Source organism: Streptomyces nanhaiensis, from assembly GCF_046614825.1.
In the GTDB taxonomy this organism is placed as follows: domain Bacteria; phylum Actinomycetota; class Actinomycetes; order Streptomycetales; family Streptomycetaceae; genus Streptomyces; species Streptomyces radiopugnans.
On sequence record NZ_JBKJFM010000412.1, the window covers coordinates 1 to 425 of the forward strand.

Genomic DNA, 425 nt, shown 5'->3' on the forward strand with positions numbered 1-425 from the left:
GGAGCTGGGGGTGGGGCCGGGCCGGTTGGTGGGGGTGGCGCTGCCCAAGGGGCGGGCGCAGATCGTGGCGGCGCTGGGGGTGCTGCTGGCGGGGGGCGCGTATCTGCCCATCGACCCCGAACTCCCCACCGAGCGACAGGACTACCTGCTCGACCACGGTCAGGCGCGGATCGTGCTCACCGGCGGTGAGGACGGTCCCGGGCGGACGTGGCCCGAGGGCATCCGCTGTCTGCGGGTCGATCTCGGCGAGGAGGTGCCGGCCGGCGCCGCACCGCCCGAGCAGGTTCAGCAGCCCACCGATCTGGCGTATGTGATCTATACGTCGGGGTCGACGGGGTTGCCCAAGGGGGTGGCGGTCTCGCACCGGGCGGCGCTGAACACGTGCGCGGATGTGAGTGAGCGGTTCTCGGTGGGGCCGGGGGATG

Annotated in this window: 1 protein-coding gene; it reads left to right on the top strand. The window is 73.2% G+C overall.

Annotation, left to right across the window (positions count from 1 at the left end; genetic code table 11):
• Window positions 1-425, top strand: a 425-nt coding sequence (locus tag ACLIYP_RS30865) for an AMP-binding protein (protein WP_412716352.1), incomplete at both ends; no start/stop codon positions are given.